At 72.5% G+C, this 724-nt stretch carries 1 pseudogene; it reads left to right on the forward strand.

What is annotated here, in order from left to right:
- Nucleotides 1–440: pseudogene (locus ACTWQJ_RS51980) on the forward strand (hypothetical protein); the annotation flags it as partial.
- Nucleotides 441–724: the final 284 nt, after the last annotated feature.

The following is a 724-nucleotide window of genomic DNA, read 5'->3' on the forward strand; positions in this document are numbered from 1 at the left end:
CCGAGCAGTTCCGCGGGGGCCTGAACCCGCCCGGCGCGCTGTCGGCCCTCGACAAGGAGTTCGTCCTTCGCTGGTACCCGCCGGCCGGTGCTCCCCCAGTCTCGAACAGACTCGACCGGGGGGACCCCCATCGGCCGCCCGCGCTGGTGCCGTTCCGCTCGGCGCCGCTGGGTCTGCGGGCGGGCGAGCAGGCCGACTTCGTGGTCGAGCCGCCGGAGACCCGCGAGTACACGGTGGGCACCTTCGGCGACAGCGACACTGTCGTCGTGGTCTTCGAGGAGCGGGACGGCGAATCCCGCTACCTCACCGGACAGGACGACGGAGGCACCTCCGGCAACGCCACTGTCAGGGCCCGGCTCGTCAAGGGCCGCCGCTACTTCGTCCGTGTGCGCCTGTACTCCTCGTGGGGTCCGGGCGAGACGGCGGTCATGTGCTGGTGACAGCACGGCCCCGCGCCACGCGGACGCCTGGACCACAGTCCGGCACCGGGGGAGCGGTCGGGGACGTCACCTTCGGGGGAGGGTGACGTCTCCGACCACGCCATGGATGTGTGCGCGTACTCATCCCGATCGACAGGGCCTGTCCGGCGGATCAGGTCGGAGGAAAACGGCGGCACCTCGTCGGTGCAGGTGAGCGGGGCGTGGTGCGTCCAGCTGCAAGGCGGAGGAGGGCGGCGACGCGATGGGGGTCCCCCCGCGCGAGCGAAGCCGAGCGGGGGGGGAGT

The sequence above is a fragment of the Streptomyces sp. KR55 genome (genome assembly GCF_052245645.1).
Classification (GTDB): Bacteria; Actinomycetota; Actinomycetes; order Streptomycetales; family Streptomycetaceae; genus Streptomyces; species Streptomyces flavusporus.